Raw genomic sequence first — 21,969 nt, forward strand, 5'->3', positions numbered from 1 at the left:
TGGCTGATACACCGCCTTCGCGAGCAAGCCCGCTCCCACATTTTGTCCTGCGGCGGTCTTTAGTTTCTGGCAAGGTACTGCAAATACTCCACTTGCTGCCGATGCGCCGTCTCCTGCACCACCGGCGCCAACCTCACCTTCTCCCCCGGCAAGCACTGCGCCAGCCGCGCCAACGCCAATGGCGTCAACGCGCCCAATCGTGGGTAGCCGCCAATGGTCTGCCGGTCATTGAGCAACACAATCGGCTGCCCATCCGGCGGCACCTGGATCGCCCCCAGCGGGATGCCTTCCGAGATCAGCGACGGCCCCTGATACTCCAGCGGCGTGCCAAGCAAGCGCATGCCCATGCGGTCGGCACGGCTGTCGAGGGTCCACTCGCTGTTGAACACATCAAACAGACTCTGCCCGCCAAACTGGCCGATCTGCGCCCCGAGGATCACCTCCAGTGGCGCCTTGGAATCCAGCTTCGGCAATTGCCCGGCGGACAACACCTGCATCGCACCGCCCACGCCCGAATAGGTCAATTGCGCACCTTCGGCCAGTGACCGGCCAAAGCCATCCAGCCCGCCCAGTTCTTCACGGCCCACCGTGGCGCAACTGCCCAGCACCTGCGGCGCATCAAACCCGCCCGGCCCTGCCAGGTAAGCCCGCGCACCGCTGAAAGGCTGAGTAAAACGCAAGCGCTGGCCCTTTTGCAGAATAAAGCTGCGCCCCGGGCTGATCGCGCGCTCGTCGACATACGCGCCCAAGTCCGCCCCGGCCAGCGCCAGCAGGCAATAGTCCTCGGCCTGCACGGTGAAGCCACCCAAGGTGATTTCCACCACCGGCGCATCCAGGGCATTGCCCAGCAACCAATTGGCCCACGACATCGACACCCAATCCAGCGCGCCGCCCTGGGTCACGCCCAAATGCCTGACGCCAAAACGTCCGGCGTCCTGCAACAGGCACAGCGGCGTGCTGGCCTCGATCAGCAAGCGGCTCATGCCTGGGCCTCCAACGGCGTGTCATCGCCGCCCAGGTTGATGAATTCGCGATGGCTGACCGCTTCGTAGCGCACGGTATCCCCAGGCTGCATCAGGCTGTAGCCCTCGCGTTCACGGTCAAACAGCTTGGCCGGCGTGCGGCCAATCAGGTTCCAGCCGCCTGGCGAGACCACCGGATAAGCCGCCGTCTGCCGCTCGGCGATGCCCACGCTGCCCGCCGCCACCCGCTTGCGCGGGGTGTTGAGCCGCGGTGTCGCGAGCTGTTCATCCACCAGCCCCATAAAGGCAAACCCCGGGGCGAAGCCCAAGGCGAATACCTGGTACTCATGCTGGCTGTGACGGCGAATCACCTCCCCCACTGCCAGGCCACTGCGCTGCGCCAGCAACGCCAACTCCGGGCCGACACTCAGGTCATACCAGACCGGCAACACATGGCATTGCCCGCTGCCCTTGGGTTCGGGCTGCAATTCCTTGAGCGCCTGGTCGATCAACGCCCGTGCCTGGCCAGGGTCCAGCGCCAGCAGGTCGTAGTGCACCATCAGGGTCGTGTAGGACGGCACCAGGTCCACCAGCACCGGGCCAAAACCTTCGCGCAAACGGCGGGTGGCGGCGAGCATCCAGGGCATGTTGTCTTCGGCGATCACCTCAAACAGGCGCACCATCAGGCAGTCGATGGCCACCACTTCAATCCGTGGCTTCATGCTGGGGTCAACGCCTCGCGGATGCGCTGCACGGCAGCCACTGAGCTGGCGTTATCGCCATGCACGCACAAGGTATTGGCTTGCAGGTGCAACGGACTGCCATCACTGGCGACCAACTGTTCTCCCCGGGCGATGATCAAGGCCTGCTGGATGATCTTTTCCGGGTCATGATGCACCGCGCCCGGCAACTGGCGGGAGACCAGATGGCCGGCGCTGTCGTAGGCACGGTCGGCAAAGGCTTCGAACCACAGGGTCACGCCATATTCCTCACCCAGGGCCTGGGCGGCGCTGTTGTCGCGGGTGGCCATCAGCATCAATGGCAGGCTGGCGTCGTAGGCCGCCACGGCCTGGATCACCGCACGCAATTGCGCAGGCTTGGCCATCATGTCGTTGTACATCGCGCCATGGGGTTTGACGTAGCTGACCCGCCCGCCCTGGGCCCGGCAAATACCGTCGAGGGCGCCGACCTGGTAGTGCAACAGGTCCTGGATTTCCTGCGGGGTGTAGGCCATGGAGCGGCGGCCGAAACCCTGCAGGTCCTGGTACGCCGGGTGCGCGCCCACCTGCACGCCATGCTCGAAGGCCAGGCTGACGGTCTTGCGCATGATGCTCGGGTCGCCGGCGTGGAAACCGCAGGCTACGTTGGCGCAATCAATGAACGGCATGACTTCGGCGTCCAGACCCAAGGTCCAGTTGCCAAAGCTTTCGCCGATGTCGCAGTTCAATAGCAGGCGGCTCACGGTAGGGCTCCTGTAGGCTTTATTTTTTTGTAGTGTGGGATCTTTTACCAAGATCTCGCAACGATGTTGTCCCGAGCCCCAACGACGCTTATCGTGAGACAGCTCGATTTTTGGCGGTTGCGGCACGCTGCGTCCAACTAATAAAAAACAATCCATGCATAAGAAAAGTTGATCCCATGAATTTGAAGTTCCTCGAAACCTTCGTCTGGGTGGCCAAGCTCAAGAGCTTTCGCCTCACGGCAGAGAAGCTGTTCACCACCCAGGCCTCGATCTCCAGCCGCATCGCCGTGCTGGAAAGCGAGTTGGGGGTGAAGCTGTTCCTGCGCGATTCCCGAGGTGTGAGCCTGACGCCGGAAGGCTTGAAGGTGCTCGATTATGCCGAGCAGATGATGGCGACCATGCAAGGGCTCAAGCAGTCCCTGGAAACCACCAGCAGCAAGGTCGGGCGTATCCGCATCGGAGTGATGGACACGGTGATCCACACTTGGCTGAGCGCGCTGGTGGCAGAACTGACGGACAACTTTCCGCGGGTAGAAATCGAGTTGGTCGCCGATACCGCGCTGAACCTCAGCGATCAGTTGCAAAAAGGCTTTCTCGACCTGATCCTGCAAACCGACCTGCTGCGCCAGGAAACCTTGCGCAGCCTGGAACTGGCCAGCCACCCCATGGGCTGGATCGTCGCCAGCCACTCGATCTACAACCGCGACTACGCGTCCCTCGCCGAACTGGCCCAGGAGCGCATCATCACCTACTCGAAAAACTCCTGTCCGCACCAGGACGTGCTCAGCCTGATGCAGGCTAACGGCGTATCCGCCCCACGGATGAACTGTGTGAACTCGGTGTCAGCGATCACCCGCCTGCTGCGGGACGGGTTCGGGATTGGTGCGTTCCCGCCCGTATTGGTCAGTGAAGAGCTGGCACGAGGTGAATTGACCATGCTGCCCATGGAACAACGGCCGCCGAACCTGCAGGTGGTGGTGTCGTGGCGAGTGGGCGTGGAGTTGGTGGAGGAGATTGTGGCGCTGTGCCAGAGCGTGGTGCAGCAGTATGCGCAGAAGGTGGGCGAGGACTTGATGGTGTTGAGCAAACCCATGCCACTGAAGGAACCGATTTAAAACTGTGGGAGCGGGCTTGCGCGCGAATGCGGTGTGCCAGCCACCCCATATGTCACTGACGCACCGCATTCGCGAGCAAGCCCGCTCCCACAATTTGACCGCGTCAGCCTTTAAAGCCCCTTGAGGTCCCGCTCTTCAATCGGTCGGCTCTGGCGCAGGCGCTTGCCGCCCAACACCACCCAGTCGATCAGGCGGAACAGGCACTCGATGCCGAACGACAACAACATCGCCCCGCCCAGGCCCCAGCCCATGGCTTCCGGGGTCAGCAACAGCATGTAGCTGTAGCCGTTCCAGGTTTCCTGGCGAATCGCCGGGTCGGCGGCCACCGCCACTTGCAGCGCGCGGATGTACCACGGGCCCTGCATCGCCTGGAACTGCTTATCCAGCGCTACCTGGCGGTCGAGCAAGGTGCCCAGGCTGTTGGCATCGCTGCGAAACACCGGGTCGTCACTGGCACGGTAATGGGCCACCAGCGCCTGCAAGTCACCGTTGAAGAACTGTTGCGCCGTGGCATCGAAGCCGCGCAAGCCGGTCTGGGCTTCGATCAAGTGGGCTTCGACGCGCTTGGCGTAGTCGCTGATAAACCCCGGCACCTGCACACCGACTAACAGACCCACGGCAAACAACACCAGTCGCAAATAGCTGAGCAACATATTCGACGTCCTTATTCCGTTTTACCTTGGCTGACACATTCGCCGCGTCGCCACAGGCTCCACTGGCCCGGTTCGTAGCGGGTCCAGGTCTCGTTTTCGGTCAGGGGTTCGGTGGCAATCACCGTCACCACGTCATTGGGGGTGGTTTCGGCCTGAAAATCGACGATCACGTCGACATCTTTCAACCGTGCAGGGCCAAATGGCGCACGCCGGGTGATCTGTGCCAGCTTGGTCGAGCAATAGCAGAACAGCCAGTCACCGTCGCTGAGCAGGCAGTTGAACACGCCCTTGCTGCGGTATTCGCTGCAGGCGGCGATCAGGTCCGGCAGCACCTGTTCGATGTCCACCGGTTCCGGGAACGCTTCACGGACTCGGTTGAGCAAATCGCAGAACGCCGCTTCGCTGTCGGTATCGCCCACCGGGCGGTAGAACGTGGCGCGGGGGTTGAAGTCCGCCAGTTGACCGTTATGGGCAAAGCACCAGTTACGGCCCCACAGTTCACGGACGAACGGATGGGTATTGGACAGGCACACCTTGCCCACATTGGCCTGGCGGATATGGCCAATCACCACTTCACTCTTGATGGGATAACGCTGCACCAGCAGCGCGACTTCCGATTCGCTGCTGGCCGCCGGGTCCTGGAACAACCGCAGGCCACGGCCCTCGTAGAAGGCGATGCCCCAACCGTCGCGGTGGGGCCCGGTACGTCCGCCGCGCTGCATCAGCCCGGTGAAGCTGAAGACGATATCGGTCGGTACGTTGGCACTCATGCCCAATAATTCACACATGCCAGGCTTCTCGATACAGGGCGTACAACGTTAAAGGCGCGGTTCGACCCGCATACCGCTGACAGGTGCCGGGCGACCGTAACGCTCATCGGCGAAGGGTTCGTCGTCATCCTCCGGCTCGGCAGCAGCGGCTGCCGCAGCGGCGGCCTTCTGCTCACGACGAACCCTGGCGGCACGCTCGATGGGCCAGCGGATCAGCACGAACACCAGGTACACGCCGAACGCGATCATGCAATACATGAACAGATCGGAAATCGCCCGCCAGGCGTTGTTGCCGACCTTGAGCACCAGGTCCAGGGCGGTGATGGCCACGGCCGGGGCGAACTGGGTCTTCACCGGATCGACGATGGTCGGGCTGAACAGCAGCACCGCCACCAGCAACCGCAGTGGCTCGCGCAGCCAGCGCCACATCCAGCGGGTCATGGCAAACCACACCAACAGGCAACCCAGGGCTGCGAAGGCGTAGAGGCCCCAAGCGATCAGATAGTCGTTCTCGGTCATGGTGTCCATGGCAAGGTAGGCAAACAGGCCGCTATGATAACGGCTTTTCAGTGCCGAGGCTGCAATGCCGTCGGCCAACCGCCAGACAGAGAGTGATCCATGCCCCCATCGACCCACATCACTGCCGCCCCGATCGCCCGCAAGGCCCCAGGCACCGACCCGTATGCCTGGCTGCAAGCGCGTGACAGCGCCGAGGTGCTCGATTACCTCAAGGCGGAAAATGCCTGGCAAGAAGCACAATTGTCCGACCAGCAGGCGCTGCGCGAGACCCTGTTCGAGGAGATCAAGGGCCGCATTCTCGAAACCGACCTGTCCTTGCCCTCGCCCTGGGGCCCGTACCTGTATTACACCCGCACCACCGCCGGCGACGAATACGCCCGCCACTACCGCTGCCCGCGCCCGGCGGACGACAGCCAACAGGTCGACGAAAGCGCGGAAGAGCTGCTGCTGGACCCGAACGTACTGGCCAATGGCGGCTTTTTCTCCCTCGGCGCCTTCAGCATCAGCCCGGACCACCAGCGCCTGGCCTACAGCCTGGATACCAGCGGCGAAGAGATCTACACCCTCTATGTGAAGGAATTGGCCACCGGCAAGGTCAGCGAACTGGAGTTTGAAGACTGCGATGGCAGCATGACCTGGGCCAACGACAGCCTGACCCTGTTCTTCACCGAGCTGGACGACACCCATCGCCCGCACAAGCTGTATCGCTATCGCCTGGACGGCACTGCCGCCGAAGAAGTGTTCCACGAGCCTGACGGACGTTTCTTCCTGCACTGCTACCGCTCCAGCTCCGAGCGTCAGTTGCTGCTGGCCCTGGGCAGCAAGACCACCAGCGAGATCTGGGCCCTGGACGCCGAAAAGCCGCAGCAGGCGTTTACCTGCATGGCGCCACGGGTCGAGGGCCATGAATATGACGTCGACCACGGCAAGCTGGACGACCAGTGGACCTGGTTTATCCGCAGCAACCGTGACGGCATCAACTTTGCGCTGTTCCAGGCGGCCGACACCGGCAGTGTGCCGACCCAGGACGACTGGCTGAACCTGATCCCCCACGACGACGCGGTAATGCTCGATGGCGTAAGCCTCAATGCCCGGGCCATGACCCTGAGCCTGCGGATCGGCGGCCTGCCGATCATCGAAGTGCACCCACAGGGGCAAGCCGCTTATCGCGTGGAGTTACCGGACGCGGCCTACAGCCTCTATGTGCAAAACAGCCTGGAATTTGCCAGCGACAAGATCCGCCTGCGCTATGAGGCGCTGAACCGCCCGGCCCAGGTTCGTCAGCTGGAACTGGCCGGCGGCGCACAACAAGTGCTCAAGGAAACCCCGGTGCTGGGCGTGTTCAACGCCGACGACTACGTCAGCCAACGCCTGTGGGCAACGTCGGCCGATGGCACTCAGGTGCCGATCAGTCTTGTCGTCCGACGCGATCAGTTGGGTAAGCCGACGCCCCTGTATCTGTACGGCTACGGCGCCTACGGCCACAGCCTCGACCCGTGGTTCTCCCACGCCCGCCTGAGCCTGCTGGACCGTGGCGTGGCCTTCGCCATTGCCCATGTACGCGGCGGCGGCGAACTGGGTGAGGCCTGGTATCGCGGCGGCAAGCAGGAGCACAAGCAAAACACCTTCAGCGACTTTATCGCGTGCGCCGAACACTTGATCGCCCAGGGCCTGACCACCTCCAAGCAACTGGCCATCAGCGGCGGCAGCGCCGGTGGCCTGTTGATCGGCGCGGTGCTCAATCAACGCCCGGAGCTGTTCCAGGCGGCGATTGCCGAAGTGCCGTTCGTCGATGTGCTCAACACCATGCTCGACCCCGAGTTGCCGCTGACCATCACCGAGTACGACGAATGGGGCAACCCGCAGGAGCCCGAGGTGTATGAGCGGATCAAGGCGTACGCACCGTACGAAAACGTCAGCGCCCAGGCCTATCCGGCCACGCTGGTGATCGCCGGCTACAACGACAGCCGCGTGCAGTATTGGGAAGCGGCGAAGTGGGTGGCCAAGCTGCGCGACACAAGGACCGACGACAACCTGTTGCTGCTCAAGACCGAGCTGGGCGCCGGCCACGGCGGCATGAGTGGTCGTTACCAGGGATTACGTGACGTAGCACTCGAATATGCATTTGTTTTCAAGGCGCTGGGGCTGATTTAAGGAACTCCGCCTGGCGGGCCGGTCTGAACACTTGACCGCCGGGCGCGCCCTGCACGATTTATGGACAAAGACTGTAAGCCTCATGCCAGAACCGACCTTACTCAATAACGAAATCCGCGACATGCTGATGGATTGCGGCCTGTTCGACCCGTTGCTGCCGGAAGACTTCCACGTAGCGGCGGGCTATTTCAACATCAGCAGCATCGCCCGCGATGAGGTGATTTTCCTCGAGGGCGACGCGGGCACCTTCATGTGCATCATTCACTCAGGCCAGGTGGCGGTGCAGAAGACCAACCATGCAGGCCAGCGCCTGACTATCGCCACCTTGCGCAGCGGGCGGACCTTTGGCGAGATGGCTGTGCTGGACGGCGAGCGCCGCTCCGCCAGCTGTGTGGCGGCCAGCGATTGCGTGCTGTTGAACCTGGGCAAGGATTCCCTGGAAAAGATGCTCAACGATGCACCGAAAATCGCGGCCAAGATCATTCGTGCGATTGCTATCGCCCTGTCCAGGCGCCTGCGCATGGCAGACGGGCAATTGCTGTCCCAGCAGTTTTAGCCGCCCGGGGTCTTGGGCTTGATGTCGTTTTGCTGCAAGCCGGGGATCGTCTGGTCCTTAGGCGGCGCGGGCAGCACGATCGGCGCCAACAATGGCTCACCGCTGCCGGCCGCCTTTGGTGTCGCCGGTGGCGTGACTTGCGGGTAAGGCGTGGGCGTTGCAGTACCCGGTGAACCCGCCGTGGGCGCGGGGGTAATCGGCACGGTTTGCGACTCCTGAGCCTGGGCCACACCGCCAAGGGCGAGCGCGCTCCACACAATGACCGTTAGAATGCTGCACTTCATCGATGGCTCCATGGCCTGACCGTAAAGTCGTAAGGCTACTCCCAACCGCGCAAGAATGCCCTTCCCAATGAGATTTCCATGAAACGTTTCGTTCTGCTGGACACCACCCCGATCCCCGACAACGGCGGTGCCTTGTGCCTGTTCGAATACGGTGAGGATTTTGTCATCAAGATTCAGGGCGGTGACGGTGGCCAGTTGATGAACACGCGCATGCACGGTTCCGAGGATGCGCTGGCGGAGATTCCGTGCCGCAAAGTCGCCGGTCGGCCCGGCTCCAGGGTGTTGATTGGCGGCCTGGGCATGGGTTTTACCCTGGCGGCAGCGCTCAAGCATTTGGGCAAGACTGCCGAAGTGGTGGTTGCCGAGCTGGTGCCCGGCGTGGTCGAGTGGAATCGTGGCCCTCTGGGGGAAAAGTCCGGCCGCCCGCTGCTGGACCCGCGCACCGTGATCCGTCTGGAAGACGTGGCCAAGGTGCTGCAGGCCGAGCCCCAGGGGTTTGACGCGATCATGCTGGACGTGGACAACGGCCCCGAAGGCCTGACGCAAAAAGCCAACAGCTGGCTGTATTCCGCCGGTGGCCTAAGCGCCTGCGCCAAGGCGCTACGGCCCAAGGGCGTGCTGGCGGTGTGGTCGGCCAGCGCCGACAAGCAGTTCAGCGACAAACTGCGCAAGGCCGGCTTCAAGGCCGAGGAAGTGCAAGTGTTTGCCCATGGCAACAAGGGCACGCGGCATACCATCTGGATTGCCGAGAAACTCAAGGGCTGAAACAGCCGCCTGAATTCCACTGCGCGGGTCGTAGGTCAGATCGACCGGCGCAGTCGATTCAAATGCCTCAAGCCTTCCAGCACCAACACCACCACGGCCAGCCAGATCGGCAGGTAGGTCATCCATTGGCCCGGTTTGAGAGCGTCTCCCAGCATCAGCGACACGGCCACCAGCAGCACCGGCTCTGCGTAACTGAGCAAACCGAACAGGCTGAACGGCAACAGCCGGCTGGCCAGGATGTAGGAATAACCCGCCGCCGCGCTGACCAACCCCATGAGTGGCACCAGCCAATAGAGCGCCGGGCGCTGCGCCAGGGTCTCGTTGATGGGCTCACTACCGAGGACGAACCACAGCGCGACCGGAATCATCAGCATCATGTCCAGCCACAGCCCGCCGAGGTTGTCGGTGCCACAACGCCTGCGCAGCACGAAATACAGCGGATAACCGACGCACACCACCAGGGTGGTCCAGGAGAACCCGCCCGTGCGATACAGCTCGTTGGCCACGCCCACCGCCGCCAGCGCTGCGGCAATTTTTTGCAGATGGGAAAGGCGTTCGCCGTAAACGATGCGCCCGGTGATGACCATGGTCAGCGGTAACAGGAAATAGCCCAGCGACACATCCAGGCCGTGGCCATTGAGGGGCGCCCACATGAATATCCACAACTGCACACCCACCAGGGCACTGGTGAGCACGACACAAGGCAGCAATGCGGGTTTCTCCCGCAGACGCTTGTAGATCAACGGCACCCACTTCCAATCCCCGGACAGGCACAACAGCAACGTCATGAAGGGCAACGAGATGAGCATTCGCCAGCCAAATATCTGCTGGCCATTCAAGGGTTCAAGAAGGGAGGTAAAGAAATACAGCACACCAAACAGGAAGGAAGCGGAAACCGCCAGAACAACGCCTTTAGACACAACAGCCTCTACAAAAAATTGCATGTATTCAATTGAAGCAGGCCGTTGCATTCACGCAGTGTGAATGTCAGTGAGATGAACATCAGAAGTTTATTAACGGGCACCATAAACTTACAACTTGCACGGGACACCTATCCCGAATCTTCAAGTTATAACAACAGGGTAACGCGTCGATCTTTTATTATTTGCACGACGATCATCAGACACTTCAACCACCCGACTTCGGTTATTGGAAGCAGTACGCTCTGGATGAGCGCTTCTGATTTGAAACGCCACAACGTCAACCACGGGGGTTGATATCGTGAAAGGAAAGCCCGGCTTGCGGGAAACTGACAGTCGCCAGGAAAGACCTGACGTATTGACTACCTGACGCCACCACAGAACACACTAACGGCAGTAGGCCAAGAGGCGCCACATTAAACAAACTGGCAAAGTTAGTCCAACACTTTATCACCCTGAAGACAATTAAATGCCCCACGGCATTTAAATCGATATTTGCCGGATCTTTACTGTATATTAAGCCGTTATACGCCCGACAGAAACAGCACAAGGCCGCCCCTGCCGGTTCGTCACTTAGTTACTTCTACTGTCGATAACGTAGGGCACTTTCTTCTTGAACGTATCGTTCAGTTCTTTGCGGTCAAGTGACGTGAAGCCGCCCAACTGCCGGGCGCTGAAGCCGCTGTCCCCTACCGGTGCCTCGGGCGCCAGGCTGACCATGCGCTTGGCTACCGCCTCGATTGCCTTTTCATACCCGCCTTGCTTGTTCAGGTTGAACGCGCCGAGGTCAATCTGCGTGCGCAACCACCCTCCCCAGTAAAACTCCAGGAATTCCGGCACCACCTCACCAGAGGTCGGCTTGCCGTAGGACGCCTTGCGGGAGAAGTAAACCAGGCTGCGGAACATATCGTCGCCGAGGTCCTTGAAGCCCAGGTGTGCCGGAATTTGCTCAGGCGTGATGGTCTTGCCCTGGCCGTCCTTGAGCCAGACCTTGCGGCCCTGCTCCATGCGTTTCCAGAAAGTCGCCAGGTCGGGACTGTCGCTGAGGTTATCGGTGACCCGCACCCACATCTTCAGTTTGGCGCCGGCACCTGGCTGCTCCCACAAGGTACTGAACGAGTGGTGGCCGTCAGTGAGGTACAACTGGCCAGCGGGGCCGACCACCACGGTTTTCATGTCCGCCGGGTGGGCGCCTACCGGGTCTTTGCAGGTGAAGCTGCCCGGCTTATGCAGATCGGCATCTTCAGGCACCTTGTCGACACCGCCCTGGCCGTTGGTTTCACAGTATTCGTCGAACACTTTTTTGGGCGACTCGGCAAATACCCCCAGCTTGTAATGAATCTGATCAAAACCGATGACGGCCTGGGTCGGGTGGAGCTGCTCCAGCGCCACATCGATCACCTCGCCTGGCTGGGGCGTGGAAAACGCCTGGACCTGAACACTGACGGCGCACAACAGCAGCGCCCACAACCATGAATGCATCCGCATGAGTACCGCTCCTTATGATTCAGTTCGTCGATACTACAAACAATCCCCCTCACCGGCATGACCGCGCCTGAAAAAGCCGGAGGTTTATTAGCCCGCAAGCAGCTAGAATCAACGCTATCCGTGATCCACTAAAAGACAGGAGCCATGATGAGCTCGACCAACCCGCCCTCCCACACCGCCAAGCTGGATCGCATCCTCGCCGATGCCCAGCGCGACCGGGAAATGGGCTACCGCGACAAAGCCCTGAAGATGTACCCCCACGTGTGTGGCCGCTGCGCCCGTGAATTCGCCGGCAAGCGCCTGAGCGAACTGACCGTGCACCACCGCAACCACAACCATGACGACAACCCCCAGGACGGCTCCAACTGGGAGTTGCTGTGCCTGTATTGCCACGACAACGAACACTCGCGTTATACCGACCAGCAGTATTTCGGCGAAGGCTCCACCAGCAGCCCGACGATCGCCAAGGCGACGCACAACCCGTTTGCGGCGTTGGCCGGGTTGATGAAGAAAGACGACTGAGTATCTTCGCTGAATGTGACGGCCTCATCGCGGGCAAGCCCGGCTCCCACAAGGGATTGCATTCCAAATGTGGGAGCCGGGCTTGCCCGCGATAGCGATCGCCCAAGCAATGCATTAGCCCGAGGCCGTATAATCGCGGTTTTTCTCGAAGGCACCCTTTCCCGTGGGCAATAAACGCTACAGCTGCATCGGTCTGTACAACCCCAAATCCCCCGAAAACGTCGGCTCGGTGATGCGCGCCGCCGGCTGCTACGGCGTGGCCTCGGTGTTCTACACCGGCAAGCGCTATGAGCGGGCCCGGGACTTTATTACCGACACCAAGAAGGTCCACCACGACATTCCGCTGATCGGTATCGACGACCTGAAAAAGATCCTGCCCCTGGGCTGCATCCCCGTCGCCGTCGAGCTGGTGGAAGGCGCCCGCCCTCTCCCCGAATACACCCATCCGGACCGTGCGCTGTATATCTTCGGCCCGGAAGACGGCTCCCTCGACAAAGAGATTCGCGACTGGTGTGAAGACGTGATCTACATCCCGACCACCGGTTGCATGAACCTCGCCGCCACCGTCAACGTGGTGCTTTACGACCGTCTGGCCAAGGGCAACAACACCCGTTCGGGCCCCAAATACTGATTTTTTGGGAACATCCGCGGCCTGTGTGCAGTCAGCTGCATATCAATCAGCCCTTGTTGGAGACAGATCATGAGCGACAGCAAAACCCTGCGACCCGTTATCCGGTCCACCCCGTTCGAGCCCCAACCCACGCAAAACGTCCAGGGCTGGGAACGCATCGGCTCCCTGGCTGGCGGTGTGGTGATGATGGGCAAAGGCCTGCGCCGTGGCGGCTTTTTCGGTTTGATCCAGGTGGCGATTGGCGGCGTAGCGCTGGCACGCGGGATCAGCGGGCATAGTTCGGCGAAAGAGTTGCTGGAGCGCAGCCGCCAGGAAATGAACAGCGTGCGGACCAAGATCGAACGCGCCGGTGAGGAACTGAAAAACCTCAAGACCAAGGCTGAAGTGGCGGCTGAAAACGCCAGCAAAACTGTGGGTTAACCCCGATCAAATGTGGGAGCGGGCTTGCTCGCGAAAGCGGAGTGTCAGTCACTGACTGTGTTTCTGATACACCGCTTTCGCAAGCAAGCCCGCTCCCACCTTGGTTTCAGTGCAGCAGTTTGGTATCGAGTACTACCGACGACTCGCCAATAATGCTCTCCCCCAGCTGCACAAATTCCTTTGTGCTGATGCTGTTCAAGCGCATCACCGCCTGGGTCAAATCATCCAGCGAACGCTTGTTGTGGGTTTTCACACGAATCTCGCGGTCCAGCTCCTGCAACAACACCACCGCTCGTGAGACGGTCGCGCTACTGGCGTGCTCGACCCGCAGGGTGGTCACGTCCTTGCCTTCGTTGGCCAGCCGGGCCTGCAGGGCGGCATAACGATCGTCGCTGATCCCCCCTGCGCGGCGCATCAGCTCAATGGCGTAGTACTGCGCCAAGCCCTCGCTGATCCAGTCGCTGCCCTGGTGGTCGTTGAAGCGGCCGATAGCCTGCACCACTTCACGGATCAACGGGCTGCTGCCGTTCTCGCTGACCAACGGCGTTCGGCTGTTGAGGTAAATCGAGTCCCGCGCCGAATACGCACCGCGCCTCATCGGGTCACTGGCGCCCACCACCAGCAATTTCGCCGGGTGCCGTGGGAATGCCGCTTGCACTTGCGGCCAGACAAACGTCAGCAAGGTCAGCACATCCATGCGATGCATGCCTTGCCCTTTGGGCGACGCCACGGTGATTTCGGTTTCCCCCAGGCGCATCCTGCGACTGCCCAGCGTACCCGCGAGCATCCAGCCGGTGGGCCGGTCAAACAGGCGGGAAACGTTATCGATGCGGAATTTGTTCTTGCCGATGCGCGGCCAGGACGTCTCGACGCTTTTCCAGCCGGCAGGCAGTTCAAACACCAGGCGCGACACCAGTTCAATGCCGTCCTGTTGATCCAGACGTGCAGTGGGCACCAGGTCTTCGCCGCGAAACAGCGCCCAACTCGGGGTCATCCGCGCTTCGTAGACGCCTTTCTTGCGCGCGTGGGTGAGGCGTACACGGTAGGTCAGGCTGGCCTTGTCGGCACTCGGTTGCCACAGGCCGCGGCTGTCACCCGGGGTAATGCCCGGCAACACTTGCCACTGGCCATCGGCCTTGAAGTCGCTGTAGTCGCCGTCGCGGCCCAGGTCGAAGTTGAGGCTGCGCACCGCCGAGCCCTGGGACAGGCTCAGGCGCACTTCTGCCTGATCACTTTGGGGCAACAGCTTGACGTGATAGTCCAGGTCAACTTTCTTCGCCGCCCACGCCGGCGCACTCAATACCAACAACAGCAGGCTCGCCGCCAGCCTGGCTCCAACCGTCATACACACTCCTTCTCAGCCTGCTCGAAAAATCAGGTAATCCTCCCAGTCATCCTCGGGCACGCTGCCTTCGCTGAGCATGCGCCCGGACTGGGAAATGCGTTCCTGGTGCACAGCGTCGCGATCGCCGCAGACCAGGTGGTGCCACAGCGGCAAGTCCTTGCGCTCGCTGACCAGCCGGTAACCGCAGGTGGGCGGCAGCCATTTGAACTGGTCGGCCTGGCCCGGAGTGAGCTGGATGCAATCGGGCACCGAGGCGCGACGGTTGGGGTAATCGGTGCACTGGCAGGTTTTCAGGTCCAGCAGTTTGCAGGCGATGCGCGTGTAGTAGACGCTGTTGTCGTCTTCATCCTCGAGCTTTTGCAGGCAGCACAGGCCGCAGCCGTCGCACAACGACTCCCACTCATCCTGGTCGAGTTGTTCGAGGGTTTTGCGGATCCAGAAAGGTTCGACTTTGGCGGCCATGGCTCTACATCAATATCGGTATGTTAAAAGGCCGCCAGTCTAGTGCCCATGGCCCCCGGGGCCAAGCGCTTACGACTGTCGGTAGAACAAGACTTGTCAGCCACCCGGCGGCGAAGTAGCTTTGAACCCCGGTTTTTCATCAGGATCAGCCCAATGAGCAGCAACCCACGCGTCGCCGACTATCCGATCCACCCACAATTCACCGACCGCTGGTCGCCGCGCGCCTTCACCGGCGAAAGCATCCCGGTGGACACCCTGTTGAGCTTCTTCGAAGCCGCGCGCTGGTCACCTTCGGCCTACAACTCGCAGCCATGGCGTTTTCTCTATGCGCGCCGCGACACGCCGAACTGGGAACGTTTCCTGGGCCTGCTGAACGAATTCAACCGTGGCTGGGCGCAGCATGCCTCGGCCCTGGTGATCGTCGCGTCGAAGACGACCTTTGCCGTGCCTGGTGCCACCGAAGAAACCCCGGCCCTGTGGCACACCTTTGACACCGGCTCGGCCTGGGGCCACCTGGCGCTGCAAGCCAGCCTCAGCGGCTGGCACACCCACGGCATGGCCGGTTTCGACCAGGAACTGACCCGCAAGGAACTGAAGATTCCTGAAGGTTACGCCCTGCACGCTGCGGTGGCGATTGGCAAGCTCGGCGACAAATCGACCCTGGCCGACTACCTGCAAGCCCGGGAAACCCCGAGCCCGCGTCGTCCATTGAACGAGCTGGTGTCCGAAGGCGACTTCAACCACCAGGACTGAACACGCTCTGGCAGTCGTTGACGGTCACGTCAAAACCCTGCTGCTGCGATCACAGCAGGGTACACCCGCCACAAGTGCAGCTAAGCCTTGGCGATCAGCGCGTAATAGGCCCTGCGCAGCTCGTCTCGATCACGCTTGTACATACTGGCGAGAAACGGTGTCATGTCTTCAAGACCGTTTGCGTTCAAGTCCACTGGATAGATTTTATTATCCCTCGCTGAATACAGGAAATTACTTAACTGCAGATCGTTGTGGTAAAGATTTTTCTGTTCCATGCGCCGAAATGCGTCATCCAGTAAAAGCCTGGCCTCTGGGGGCAAACTTCCCCTTGCCAGGGTATTTACATCCACCCCGTCCAGCTTGCCCATTTTCAAATAACGGCGACCATTTTCAAATATCGTGGTTGCAAAGCCGTCACCGTAATAGCTGTTCAGGCACAGGGTCTCGTTATCGACAAAGTCGTCGGCAGAAGTCATGGATGAAGGGCCATAGTCCTTATAGACACTTTTCCCGTCGAGACTGTCGTAGATCGTCCCCTCACCGCCCCCGCCAATTTCCGGCCCCAGGTCTGATGCCACAGAAGGCGGGTTACCGCCGCGTGCCCCCAGGCGCTGCCATTGGTCCCCCTGAAGGTGCTGCACCAGCAGCGGCGTTTGCCGGTTGTTGTGATAAATCTGCGCCTGTACGGCACCGTCGGCGGTGCGAGTCACTTGCCGCACTTCGTAGACCGCAGTGTTGCCGGCAGTATCGGTATGGCGGATGTGGGACAAGTGACCGTCCGCCGCCACATAGATCCCCTGACTGTTGCGCGCAAGCCCGGCTATTTTCGATTCGGCCACGCTGTAGTCGCCAAGCAACCGGTTGTTCAGGGCGCTGCCCGGCTCGGCAGGCGTGGTGATGATCGCCCCATCCATCGCACTCGTTTTTGCGGTGAAGCCTTCAAGAGGGCTGCCGTAAGGCCGCATCCTGTCCACATCAAACGCATACCATCGACCGTTCTGGAGTACCGCGCCTCCATCAACGCTTTGCCCGGCGACCTTGAAGGTACCCGTCGCTGCTGCGTCATAGTGTTTACTGGCAGCCTTCAACAGGTCATAGCTGCCGCTCGCGCCCCTGAGCTTGTTGACCACCTCTGCACCCGTGGCGCGTACAAAGTTGGCGCCTTTGCCCAGCAACCGGGCACCGCCCGCGACCAGTTCGCTGAAGCCATCCAATGGGTTGAATGCTTGAATGGCAGCCACACCGATGACTTTTGCCACTTGAATGGCCTTGGCGGCGGCGCTCGCGACCTTGGCCCCCGCCTTCGTGACTTTCGCCGCCACACCCGCGCCCGCCGTGACAAAACCAAAGACATCCAGCGCCAGGTCACTGGCCCCTTCCAGGTGGTTACCCCTGGAAAAATTCACGATGGCGGACCTGAGCGGAATCAGGTCAAGAAAAAAGTGGGTGACGTTCCACTCGGTTGCCATTTGTTTATCGAATGAGGTGACACCCCGGGCATAGGTTTTTATGTCATCACTGTCGAGATCAAGATGTTCAACAAAGGCATCGGCAATGTGCTGGGTTCGCGCACTGGAAAAACTGGGGGGCGGCGTTGACAAGCCGTCCTGGCTCTTTTGGCCAAGGGCAGCCTCGCTCACGGTCTTGGGCTTGAAGGGCTCCGTCTTGAACTCCTTGTTGGCCTGCCGCTCGCGTTTTGTTGTTAACTCCGAGGTCGGCACCGACTTGATTGCACCTGCGTTCAAATCAATTTCATAAACGGTGTTGCCATTCCTTCCGGTGGCCTTGACCCACAGTTTGTTTTCCGCGCCCTGCCGTTTTTTAGAGATGAAGTCGAGGCCCAGTTCATAAGTGTTTTTCTGAAAAAACTCGAGCTTTGCAAACTCCAGGTTTTCCCGGTCAACCAAGGGCAGTGTTGCGACAAGGTGCTTGATGACGCTGCGAACCCCTTGCTGGCGAGAAGTGATTGCTTGTTCAAATTCTTCGTTGAAGATTTTGTTCACGCTGAAATCCAGGCTCTTGCCTTTGATTGCCTCGGCAATGCTCGGGTCCCTGGTTTCCCATGGGTATTGGCCAAGTCCGCTCATGGCGATGTCCAACAACGAGAAAAGCCCGCCGGGCGCCCGGTTCGGATCATAAAGTGGTTGGGCTGACGGTTGTTTCGAGTCAACGACCTTCAGTCGTTTCTCTTCAAAAGGTACGTGTTCGCCAAACCGCTCCTTCAAATGAGCCAACGCAATGTCTTTACGGCTTGGAATCTCGGCTTCCAACAAACCGGTAGCCGCAAGCGTCGACTTCAGTTGTGCGTTGAATGCCGTCCTTGCACGGTCTATCTCATCGTCGCTGTAATGATCACCTGGCTGGCATGTGACGATCCCGTTGACCACGGCCCAGTCCACCAATGCCGCCTTTTGTGCATGTTCGGCGGCGGCTCGATTCGTCAGGATCGCGTTTTCCGCGCTGGACATGACTTGGGCAAAGGTCATGTGCGCCACCTTTCCGGGGAACTGCGCCTCTATGGCCGCCGCTGCGACCGCGAGGCTTACCCAGGCAGGGCTGCCGTAGGTCACGCGGTCGGGGATGTCCTTGATCAAAAACTCGGGCGCCTTTCGTGCCAGTAACAAATAGGCGCCGGCCTTGGCCATCTCGGGACTGGTCTTGTGATTTTCGTGCAGGTAAGTGCTCAGGCGCTCGAGTACTGTCGAAGCCGGCTTGCCCCAATGGGCCTGTTGCGCGAGGTCGAAACCTGCCACACGGTTTCGGTGCGGCGCCGTAATGGACTCGGGATCCAGCAGCAGGTGGATTGCGCTCAGTGCGTATTCGTTCACGCTGGTCTCGGAGGCGGCGCCCCCAAGCTGGTCCTGTATGGCTTGCCCCAGTGCCTGCCCGCGGGTGGAGCTGACGAGGGTTTCGAGTGCCTTGGCAGGATCAGCCAATGCCTCGCCCGACAACGGCTGGTTCGCGTTCAGATATTCCAGTACACCCACGCTTGCGCCGATGTGCGGTGCATTGGGGTTCTGGCTGCCATGGTCGGTAGCCGCCGCCAGTACCCTGCGTTGTTCAGCGGCGCTCATGGGAACAGGCCAGGACAACCCGCCGCCAAAATTGCCGAGCGGATGCTCCAGTGCCCTATCACTCACCGCGTGGGCATGACCGGTCAGCTGAAAATGATTGGTGGGCAACCCCAAGCCGATACTTCCGAGAAAGATCTCTACCGTCGCCGCTTTACCCGCCTGGGTCGGGTAGGACGAGTCGGGGTGTATTTGCATCGGTGTCGTTTGCAGCGCGGCCAGCACCGCTTGAGGGCTGGCATTCACGCCAAGACGGCTGGCGATTTCGTTGAGCTTCTGGCCCAGTGTCCGCAGATTCTCGCGGTCGCCCAACGCCGCGGTGAGACCGGATTGCCGGGGGACTGGGGCGAGGGCCTGCGTATTGAGATCGGCCGTAGCACCCAGAGCAGAGGGCAATAGAGGGAGCGCCGCCGGCTCGGTAGAAAGCAGGGAAAGTTGCGGAGTTACCCGTGGAGGGAGAGACACAGTGCCAGCATTCAACATGAGAATGTACCCATCTGGAGAGGGGTACGAGCCTCACATACGGCCTGCGAAACGAACATCTGATTAGTGTTTGCAGAAATTTGTAAGCGCCCGGCAACACGCGTTGCCGAGCCTTCGCGCTGTCAGTAACCGCGCTCGAAACTCACTTCGCCGCGCAACGTTTCCTGCGCCTGGTACGCGCGCAAATTCTCGACAAATAATTGCACCATCATCCCCGGCGAAGTCGGCGCCGAGCTGTGCCCGGTCAGCAGCAACCCCCAGGCGGTCCAGAACGGATGGCGCTGGGGCAATGGTTCCTGACGGCAAACGTCGATCACCGCGCCGGCCAGATGGCCTTCCTTCAACGCTTCCACCAGGTCCGCATCGACCACCGCCACACCGCGCCCGACGTTGATGAACAACCCGGTCGGCTTGAACTGCTTGAACAGCGCCGCATTGTACAAATCGTGGGTGTTCGGTGTGTTAGGCAGCAGGTTGACCACGTAGTCCACCTCACCCACCAGGCGCGGCAACGCGTCGAGCCCGGCAACTTCGACAAACGGCGCCTGCTCACGGGCCTCACTGGCAATGCCGTACAGCTCAACGCCAAACGGCTGCAGGAATTGCGCAACGCTGCGGCCGATATCACCGGTACCGACGATCAGCACTTTGCGCCCCGCCAGGCTCTGGCCCATGCGGTTATCCCACTTGCGCTCGACCTGGCTGACCAGCCGCGCCAGCACTTCACGCTCATGGCCAAGCATGTAAGTCAGCACGTATTCGGCCATCACCTGGCCAAAAATGCCCACGGCGCGGGTCAGGCGGTAATCCCGCGGCAGGCCGTCGGCCAGCAGCGGCGTAATGCCGGCCCAGGTGGATTGCAGCCATTGTGGCTGGTGCCCCTGGCGCAGCAAGGTGGCCAGAAGATCCGGCTGGCCCAGCCACACCGGGCAATCGGCCGCCAGGCGCGACAATTCGGCGGAGTCGCCGCTGGTCATGACCTCAAGGTCCGGCGCCGCTTCGCGCAGCAGCCGGGCGTACAGCGGGTGATCGTGTTCAGCAATCAGAACGCGCATGGTTCAAACCTTTCAAAAACACTGCAGGCGGCCGCCGGTCCAGTTCACTGTACCGTGCGGCCGCCGCCAAAAATTGAATTCCATAGATGATGTGCCCCGGACGGGGCACTGACCGATCACATCGGGTCATTGCGTCGCAGCAGCTCTTCGGGCAAGTGTTCGATGTACTCGTCCTCGGCCGGCGGCATTTGCAGGTGGTAACCCTGCTTTTCGAGGTTCTCCAGAACCACGGTGATGTCCTCGCGGGACAGCTTGCGCTCCGGGCTCAGCACCAGGTCGAAGGCGTGGTGCGGCTTGCCGAAGGCGGCCAGCAGACTTTCCGGCACGCGCTCCAGTGCATCGCTTTTCAGCACGTAGAGGTACATCTCGTTTCGTTTGAGGCTGCGATAGATGGAGCAGATACGTTTCAAGGCTGTTCTCCGGCAGTGGCCAGGCTGTCCAGCAGCGCCTGGCCCATCAGTTCGCGGCGCCAGCCACGCAGCGAATCTGGCAATTGGTAAGGCCCCTCGGGGTAGCCGCTCTTGACCAGGGCTTCAAGGGTTTTCTTGCGCAGCATCAGTTCCGGCGCCATGTCCAGGCGTTCGGCCTCGGCCTGGCCCAGGGCGCGCAGTTGCTTGATCAGCGTGGCGGCGTCCACCGGCAATGGCTCGGCAACCGCCGGTGGCCACTGGTCCATGGGCACGCTGCCGGCGCGCTTGATCAGGCCCAGCAGGAACTCGCCGTCCTGGCGCACGGTGCGCGGGTGCATGTCTTCGATCTTGCCCAGCGCGGCGAGGTTATCCGGCTGGGATTTGGCCAGGGGCCATAACGAGTGCTCACGGATGATCCGGTTGCGCGGCAGGTCACGGGCACGGGCTTGCTGTTCGCGCCAGGCGCACAGTTCGCGCAATACGGCGAGCTGGGCACGGGAGAGTTTCCAGGCGAGCTTGGCGTCGCGATAAACCTCGTACGGGTCGACTTCGCGGCGCAGGTTGGCCACCAGTTCGGCACCGTCTTCCAGGACCCAGGCGTATTTGTCGTCGGAAAGCTTCGGGCGCAGGCGTGTGTAGACTTCTGCCAGGTGCACCGCGTCTTCGGCGGCGTAGCTGATTTGCGTCTCGGACAATGGCCGCTGCAACCAGTCGGAGCGGGTCTCGCCCTTGGGCAACTCGATATCGAGGACGGCTTGCACCAACCGCGAATAGCCCATGGAGAAACCGAGGTTCAGGTAGGCCGCCGCCAGTTGCGTGTCGAACAACGGCACCGGCAGGCTGCCGGTCAGGCGCAGCAACACTTCCAGGTCTTCGCTGCACGCGTGTACCACCTTGATCACCGCCGGGTTCTCCAGCAAGGCGGCCAGGGGTTGCCAGTTGTCGATGGTCAGGGGGTCGATCAGGTAAGCGCGCACGCCATCACCGATCTGGATCAGCCCGGCAATGGGATAAAAAGTGTCGACCCGCATGAATTCGGTGTCGAGGGCGACGAATGGCAACTGCTGCCATTCGGCGCAGTGCTGGCCGAGGCTATCGTTGTCGCAGATCCAGTGAATATCGATGGCCACACGGCTCTCCCTTGAAGAATGGCGCGCAGTATATATCGC

23 protein-coding genes are annotated in these 21,969 nt (G+C 61.0%); 8 read left to right on the forward strand and 15 right to left on the reverse strand.

The genetic code is table 11. The annotated features are described in order from the left end of the window. Positions 1-59 precede the first annotated feature (59 nt). The 3 genes from AC3WKX_RS13300 to AC3WKX_RS13310 are packed head-to-tail and all read right to left on the reverse strand — an operon-like array spanning position 60 to position 2,424. Positions 60-983: a 5-oxoprolinase subunit C family protein gene (locus AC3WKX_RS13300; protein ID WP_102605380.1), complete on the reverse strand. Its 924-nt coding sequence runs from the start codon at positions 981-983 to the stop codon at positions 60-62. After that, on the reverse strand, positions 980-1,684 hold the full coding sequence (gene pxpB, locus AC3WKX_RS13305; RefSeq protein WP_102605379.1) for a 5-oxoprolinase subunit PxpB: 705 nt from the start codon (positions 1,682-1,684) through the stop codon (positions 980-982). The genes AC3WKX_RS13300 and pxpB overlap by 4 nt, the downstream gene beginning before the upstream one ends. Then, the gene (locus AC3WKX_RS13310; protein ID WP_008437944.1) at positions 1,681-2,424 is read right to left on the reverse strand and encodes a 5-oxoprolinase subunit PxpA; all 744 of its coding nucleotides are present in this window, start codon (positions 2,422-2,424) and stop codon (positions 1,681-1,683) included. Before AC3WKX_RS13310 ends, pxpB begins: the two co-directional genes overlap by 4 nt. Before the next feature lie 176 nt (positions 2,425-2,600). Between AC3WKX_RS13310 and AC3WKX_RS13315 the strand changes: the two genes are divergently transcribed. Further along, a complete protein-coding gene (locus AC3WKX_RS13315; RefSeq protein ID WP_008437943.1) occupies positions 2,601-3,539 on the forward strand; it encodes a LysR family transcriptional regulator in 939 nt (312 codons plus the stop codon). Positions 3,540-3,649: 110 nt separating this feature from the next. On the opposite strand, the gene AC3WKX_RS13320 is transcribed toward AC3WKX_RS13315, so the two are convergent. The 3 genes from AC3WKX_RS13320 to AC3WKX_RS13330 are packed head-to-tail and all read right to left on the reverse strand — an operon-like array spanning position 3,650 to position 5,559. Then, a complete protein-coding gene (locus AC3WKX_RS13320) occupies positions 3,650-4,192 on the reverse strand; it encodes a DUF2937 family protein (RefSeq protein ID WP_003210684.1) in 543 nt (180 codons plus the stop codon). Positions 4,193-4,203: 11 nt separating this feature from the next. Continuing rightward, on the reverse strand, positions 4,204-4,980 hold the full coding sequence (locus tag AC3WKX_RS13325; protein WP_003210683.1) for a class II glutamine amidotransferase: 777 nt from the start codon (positions 4,978-4,980) through the stop codon (positions 4,204-4,206). Positions 4,981-5,010: 30 nt separating this feature from the next. Then, positions 5,011-5,559 (reverse strand): hypothetical protein, encoded by a 549-nt coding sequence (locus AC3WKX_RS13330; protein ID WP_003210682.1) that lies wholly within the window; start codon positions 5,557-5,559, stop codon positions 5,011-5,013. Between the two features lie 21 nt (positions 5,560-5,580). Here AC3WKX_RS13330 and AC3WKX_RS13335 point away from each other — a divergent pair, with 21 nt between their 5' ends. Continuing rightward, the gene (locus AC3WKX_RS13335) at positions 5,581-7,635 is read left to right on the forward strand and encodes a S9 family peptidase (RefSeq protein ID WP_008437939.1); all 2,055 of its coding nucleotides are present in this window, start codon (positions 5,581-5,583) and stop codon (positions 7,633-7,635) included. An 82-nt stretch (positions 7,636-7,717) separates the two neighbouring features. Beyond that, complete coding sequence (locus AC3WKX_RS13340) at positions 7,718-8,191, forward strand: cyclic nucleotide-binding domain-containing protein (RefSeq protein ID WP_003210680.1); 474 nt, start codon at positions 7,718-7,720, stop codon at positions 8,189-8,191. On the opposite strand, the gene AC3WKX_RS13345 is transcribed toward AC3WKX_RS13340, so the two are convergent. Then, positions 8,188-8,475 (reverse strand): hypothetical protein, encoded by a 288-nt coding sequence (locus AC3WKX_RS13345; RefSeq protein ID WP_003210679.1) that lies wholly within the window; start codon positions 8,473-8,475, stop codon positions 8,188-8,190. The genes AC3WKX_RS13340 and AC3WKX_RS13345 overlap by 4 nt on opposite strands. A 78-nt stretch (positions 8,476-8,553) precedes the next feature. On the opposite strand from AC3WKX_RS13345, the gene AC3WKX_RS13350 reads away from it, so the two are divergent. Next, positions 8,554-9,240, forward strand: coding sequence for a spermidine synthase (locus AC3WKX_RS13350; protein WP_003210678.1), 687 nt, complete (start codon positions 8,554-8,556; stop codon positions 9,238-9,240). 35 nt (positions 9,241-9,275) lie between these two features. On the opposite strand, the gene rarD is transcribed toward AC3WKX_RS13350, so the two are convergent. Both rarD and AC3WKX_RS13360 read right to left on the reverse strand, forming a co-directional pair. After that, complete coding sequence (rarD, locus tag AC3WKX_RS13355) at positions 9,276-10,160, reverse strand: EamA family transporter RarD (protein ID WP_023659097.1); 885 nt, start codon at positions 10,158-10,160, stop codon at positions 9,276-9,278. Positions 10,161-10,733: 573 nt separating this feature from the next. After that, on the reverse strand, positions 10,734-11,648 hold the full coding sequence (locus tag AC3WKX_RS13360) for a ParB/Srx family N-terminal domain-containing protein (protein WP_102606133.1): 915 nt from the start codon (positions 11,646-11,648) through the stop codon (positions 10,734-10,736). Between the two features lie 147 nt (positions 11,649-11,795). Between AC3WKX_RS13360 and AC3WKX_RS13365 the strand changes: the two genes are divergently transcribed. From AC3WKX_RS13365 to AC3WKX_RS13375, 3 genes are all read left to right on the forward strand, one after another. Next, positions 11,796-12,170 (forward strand): YajD family HNH nuclease, encoded by a 375-nt coding sequence (locus AC3WKX_RS13365; protein WP_003210675.1) that lies wholly within the window; start codon positions 11,796-11,798, stop codon positions 12,168-12,170. 163 nt (positions 12,171-12,333) lie between these two features. After that, entirely contained in the window at positions 12,334-12,801 is a 468-nt protein-coding gene (locus tag AC3WKX_RS13370) for an RNA methyltransferase (protein ID WP_003210674.1), read from the forward strand. Between the two features lie 69 nt (positions 12,802-12,870). Beyond that, positions 12,871-13,221, forward strand: coding sequence for a YgaP family membrane protein (locus AC3WKX_RS13375; RefSeq protein WP_003210673.1), 351 nt, complete (start codon positions 12,871-12,873; stop codon positions 13,219-13,221). A gap of 106 nt (positions 13,222-13,327) precedes the next feature. Here AC3WKX_RS13375 and AC3WKX_RS13380 read toward each other — a convergent pair whose 3' ends face one another. Together AC3WKX_RS13380 and AC3WKX_RS13385 are read right to left on the reverse strand one after the other, a co-directional pair. Then, positions 13,328-14,566, reverse strand: coding sequence for a hypothetical protein (locus tag AC3WKX_RS13380; protein WP_102606132.1), 1,239 nt, complete (start codon positions 14,564-14,566; stop codon positions 13,328-13,330). Positions 14,567-14,578: 12 nt separating this feature from the next. Next, positions 14,579-15,028 (reverse strand): YcgN family cysteine cluster protein, encoded by a 450-nt coding sequence (locus tag AC3WKX_RS13385; RefSeq protein ID WP_003210671.1) that lies wholly within the window; start codon positions 15,026-15,028, stop codon positions 14,579-14,581. A gap of 153 nt (positions 15,029-15,181) precedes the next feature. Here AC3WKX_RS13385 and AC3WKX_RS13390 point away from each other — a divergent pair, with 153 nt between their 5' ends. Next, positions 15,182-15,781 (forward strand): nitroreductase family protein, encoded by a 600-nt coding sequence (locus tag AC3WKX_RS13390; RefSeq protein WP_008437924.1) that lies wholly within the window; start codon positions 15,182-15,184, stop codon positions 15,779-15,781. An 80-nt stretch (positions 15,782-15,861) separates the two neighbouring features. Here AC3WKX_RS13390 and AC3WKX_RS13395 read toward each other — a convergent pair whose 3' ends face one another. The 4 genes from AC3WKX_RS13395 to rnd all read right to left on the reverse strand — a co-directional run bounded on the left by AC3WKX_RS13395 (position 15,862) and on the right by rnd (position 21,930). Next, positions 15,862-19,335: an OspG family effector kinase gene (locus AC3WKX_RS13395; RefSeq protein ID WP_102606131.1), complete on the reverse strand. Its 3,474-nt coding sequence runs from the start codon at positions 19,333-19,335 to the stop codon at positions 15,862-15,864. Between the two features lie 122 nt (positions 19,336-19,457). Continuing rightward, positions 19,458-20,390, reverse strand: a complete 933-nt coding sequence (locus tag AC3WKX_RS13400; protein ID WP_003210668.1) for a D-2-hydroxyacid dehydrogenase — start codon at positions 20,388-20,390, stop codon at positions 19,458-19,460. Positions 20,391-20,506: 116 nt separating this feature from the next. Next, complete coding sequence (locus tag AC3WKX_RS13405) at positions 20,507-20,800, reverse strand: YcgL domain-containing protein (protein ID WP_003210667.1); 294 nt, start codon at positions 20,798-20,800, stop codon at positions 20,507-20,509. Then, positions 20,797-21,930, reverse strand: a complete 1,134-nt coding sequence (gene rnd, locus AC3WKX_RS13410) for a ribonuclease D (RefSeq protein WP_003210666.1) — start codon at positions 21,928-21,930, stop codon at positions 20,797-20,799. The genes AC3WKX_RS13405 and rnd overlap by 4 nt, the downstream gene beginning before the upstream one ends. Positions 21,931-21,969 lie beyond the last annotated feature (39 nt).

It is taken from the genome of Pseudomonas sp. GP01-A4 (genome assembly GCF_058780865.1).

Excerpts from the sequence above, each read along its gene's own strand:
- AC3WKX_RS13300 (WP_102605380.1), bottom strand. The coding sequence starts at position 983 with ATGAGCCGCTTGCTGATCGAGGCCAGCACGCCGCTGTGCCTGTTGCAG.
- pxpB (WP_102605379.1), bottom strand. The coding sequence starts at position 1,684 with ATGAAGCCACGGATTGAAGTGGTGGCCATCGACTGCCTGATGGTGCGC.
- AC3WKX_RS13315 (WP_008437943.1), top strand. The coding sequence starts at position 2,601 with ATGAATTTGAAGTTCCTCGAAACCTTCGTCTGGGTGGCCAAGCTCAAG.
- AC3WKX_RS13320 (WP_003210684.1), bottom strand. The coding sequence starts at position 4,192 with ATGTTGCTCAGCTATTTGCGACTGGTGTTGTTTGCCGTGGGTCTGTTA.
- AC3WKX_RS13325 (WP_003210683.1), bottom strand. The coding sequence starts at position 4,980 with ATGTGTGAATTATTGGGCATGAGTGCCAACGTACCGACCGATATCGTC.
- AC3WKX_RS13335 (WP_008437939.1), top strand. The coding sequence starts at position 5,581 with ATGCCCCCATCGACCCACATCACTGCCGCCCCGATCGCCCGCAAGGCC.
- AC3WKX_RS13340 (WP_003210680.1), top strand. The coding sequence starts at position 7,718 with ATGCCAGAACCGACCTTACTCAATAACGAAATCCGCGACATGCTGATG.
- AC3WKX_RS13345 (WP_003210679.1), bottom strand. The coding sequence starts at position 8,475 with ATGAAGTGCAGCATTCTAACGGTCATTGTGTGGAGCGCGCTCGCCCTT.
- AC3WKX_RS13350 (WP_003210678.1), top strand. The coding sequence starts at position 8,554 with ATGAAACGTTTCGTTCTGCTGGACACCACCCCGATCCCCGACAACGGC.
- AC3WKX_RS13360 (WP_102606133.1), bottom strand. The coding sequence starts at position 11,648 with ATGCGGATGCATTCATGGTTGTGGGCGCTGCTGTTGTGCGCCGTCAGT.
- AC3WKX_RS13365 (WP_003210675.1), top strand. The coding sequence starts at position 11,796 with ATGAGCTCGACCAACCCGCCCTCCCACACCGCCAAGCTGGATCGCATC.
- AC3WKX_RS13375 (WP_003210673.1), top strand. The coding sequence starts at position 12,871 with ATGAGCGACAGCAAAACCCTGCGACCCGTTATCCGGTCCACCCCGTTC.
- AC3WKX_RS13380 (WP_102606132.1), bottom strand. The coding sequence starts at position 14,566 with ATGACGGTTGGAGCCAGGCTGGCGGCGAGCCTGCTGTTGTTGGTATTG.
- AC3WKX_RS13385 (WP_003210671.1), bottom strand. The coding sequence starts at position 15,028 with ATGGCCGCCAAAGTCGAACCTTTCTGGATCCGCAAAACCCTCGAACAA.
- AC3WKX_RS13390 (WP_008437924.1), top strand. The coding sequence starts at position 15,182 with ATGAGCAGCAACCCACGCGTCGCCGACTATCCGATCCACCCACAATTC.
- AC3WKX_RS13395 (WP_102606131.1), bottom strand. The coding sequence starts at position 19,335 with ATGTTGAATGCTGGCACTGTGTCTCTCCCTCCACGGGTAACTCCGCAA.
- AC3WKX_RS13400 (WP_003210668.1), bottom strand. The coding sequence starts at position 20,390 with ATGCGCGTTCTGATTGCTGAACACGATCACCCGCTGTACGCCCGGCTG.